Source organism: Halalkalibacter oceani, assembly GCF_023715705.1.
GTDB classification, from domain to species: Bacteria; Bacillota; Bacilli; order Bacillales; family Bacillaceae_D; genus Halalkalibacter; species Halalkalibacter oceani_A.
On the sequence record NZ_JAMBOS010000058.1, the window covers coordinates 1 to 2,244 of the forward strand.

General features: G+C 44.3%; 3 protein-coding genes. All 3 read left to right on the top strand.

Features of this window, described 5'->3' with window-relative positions; translation table 11 throughout:
- Positions 1 to 1,109, top strand: a 1,109-nt coding sequence (locus M3212_RS21545; RefSeq protein WP_251195965.1) for a DDE-type integrase/transposase/recombinase, incomplete at its 5' end; no start/stop codon positions are given.
- Complete coding sequence (locus M3212_RS21550) at positions 1,102 to 1,902, top strand: ExeA family protein (protein ID WP_251224228.1); 801 nt, start codon at positions 1,102 to 1,104, stop codon at positions 1,900 to 1,902. The genes M3212_RS21545 and M3212_RS21550, both read left to right, overlap by 8 nt.
- Positions 1,899 to 2,135 (top strand): DUF5348 domain-containing protein, encoded by a 237-nt coding sequence (locus M3212_RS21555; RefSeq protein ID WP_251195967.1) that lies wholly within the window; start codon positions 1,899 to 1,901, stop codon positions 2,133 to 2,135. Before M3212_RS21550 ends, M3212_RS21555 begins: the two co-directional genes overlap by 4 nt.
- The last annotated feature ends 109 nt before the right edge of the window (positions 2,136 to 2,244 follow it).

Consider the following 2,244-nt stretch of genomic DNA (forward strand, 5'->3'; position numbering starts at 1 on the left):
TAGACCAGGCGATTCTTCTACGTAAGGAAGTGCCGAGCCGGAGCGTAGCTCAAATTATACAGATTCTTGAATGGGAAGGGCTGGCTGAACCAGGACAAATCAAAAGGTCAACCCTTCAGGAAAAACTGACGGAAAAGGGTTACAGTACACGACAAATGAGACTCTATTCCCAGACAGGAGTAGCCGCCCGAAGGTTTCAGAAACGACATCGCAACCAACTCTGGCAATCAGATATCAAGTATGGTCCTTACTTGCCGATTGGTCCGAATGGAATGAAGAAACAAGTGTATCTTGTTGCTTTTATCGATGACGCCACCAGGTTTGTGCTTCACGCAGCTTTCTATCCTACCTTGGATTCAAGGATCATTGAAGATGCCTTCCGGCAGTCCATCCAAAAGTATGGTGTTCCAGAGGCTGTATATTTTGATAACGGCAAGCAATATCGAACCAAATGGATGACACGTACCTGCTCAATAATAGGCACTCGTCTCACTTACACAAGGCCGTATGCAGCGGAATCGAAGGGCAAAATTGAAAGGTTCAATAGAGTCATAGATTCATTCATCAGTGAAGCTGTCATCGAAAAGCCGAATACTCTGGATCGTCTGAATGAACTCTTCCAAGTCTGGCTGACTGAGTGCTATCAGAATAAGCCTCATTCTGCACTTGGGGAGAAAATCAGCCCGGAAACCGCATTTCGTTCAGACAAGAAAGCGATTCGGTTCATCGATCCAGAAACGTTAAGCAATGCATTTCTTCATTGCGAGACAAGAAAAGTCGATAAATCAGGATGCATCAGTTTCATGGATCAGAAATATGAAGTGGGCTTGACATTTATTGGACGTCAGGTTGAGGTTATCTATGATCCTGCGAATATTGAGGAGCTTACCATTGAGTTCGAGGATTATACTCCTTGGAAAGCCAAGAAGCTTGTGATTGGAGAAAAAGCTGGGAAGCGTCCTGCATTACCTGAGCACCTGCAGGTGCAGGGTGTTGACTCTTCAAGACTATTAAAGGCAGCTGAACGAAAGAACCAGGAACGTCAAATCGAACAGAAGCCTGCCGTGACCTTCCGTGGCGTTTGGAAGGAGGATGATTCACGTGTTTGAAGCCTTCTATGGAATGGAGAACACGCCTTTCACTAGAGATTTGCCAACGGACCAATTGTATGATTCCTCTATGATGCAAGAAATCCTTGGAAGGTTGAAATATACAGCTGAAAGACAGCTTTTTGCCGTCCTGAGTGGAGATAGTGGAACGGGAAAAACGACGACAATCCGTAAGTTTGTGGACAAATTGGATAAAGGCAAATTCCACGTTCTTTATCTATCCGACTCTAAGTTAACTCCTCGCCATTTTTACAAGGGGCTACTGGAACAACTGGGCTCTGAAGCGAAGTTTTATCGAGGAGATGCAAAACGGCAACTTCATCGTGAGATTGAATTAATGAAAGGCATACGAGGACTACAACCAGTAGTCGTAGTGGATGAAGCTCACCTTCTGGATCGGGAAATGCTTGAAGAGGTCCGTTTTCTTCTGAACTTTAAAATGGATTCGCTAAGTCCAATGGCGCTTATCCTTGTCGGTCAAAGTGAATTGTGGGACCGACTACGCTTACAGTCATACACAGCCATACGTCAAAGAATTGATATCCAATTCCAGCTAGGACACCTCGATCGTGCTCAGGTTGAGGAATATGTTACTGGGCATCTTCGATATGCAGGAGTTGATCAACCAATCTTTTCAGATGGGGCGATTGGCGAAATTCATCGGTTCTCTGGTGGTGCCGCAAGGCTCATTAATAAACTTTGTACACATAGTCTTCTGTATGGCTCACAAAATGGCCGTAGGATCATTGACGATCATATGATCAAGCAAGTCATCCAAGGGGAACTCTCATGAAAACCCGCTGGAAAGAGATGAATTACAACGAAGAGCTGGATTGTTGGGTTGTGTTGTGGGGTGAGAATTTAGGTTATAAGATGCGATACGGTGAATGGTTTGATCTTCATCTAGGATATGGTCGGACTCTTCCCTGCCGCTTGGAACTTGGCAGAGACTGGTATATCGTTACTGGCCGAAATGAAGTAAAATTTTATCTTAAGAAAAATGAAACGTATCAAGTAGATTTGTAAAATGAAGGGGGAGCAAAGGATTGCTTCCCCTTCATTTTGGACAGTGAATCCGTCAGTTTTAGGACAATTAGCGCCGTCAAGATCCAGACATTGTAGAACGTCATTAACA

Excerpts from the sequence above, each read along its gene's own strand:
- M3212_RS21555 (WP_251195967.1), top strand. The coding sequence starts at position 1,899 with ATGAAAACCCGCTGGAAAGAGATGAATTACAACGAAGAGCTGGATTGT.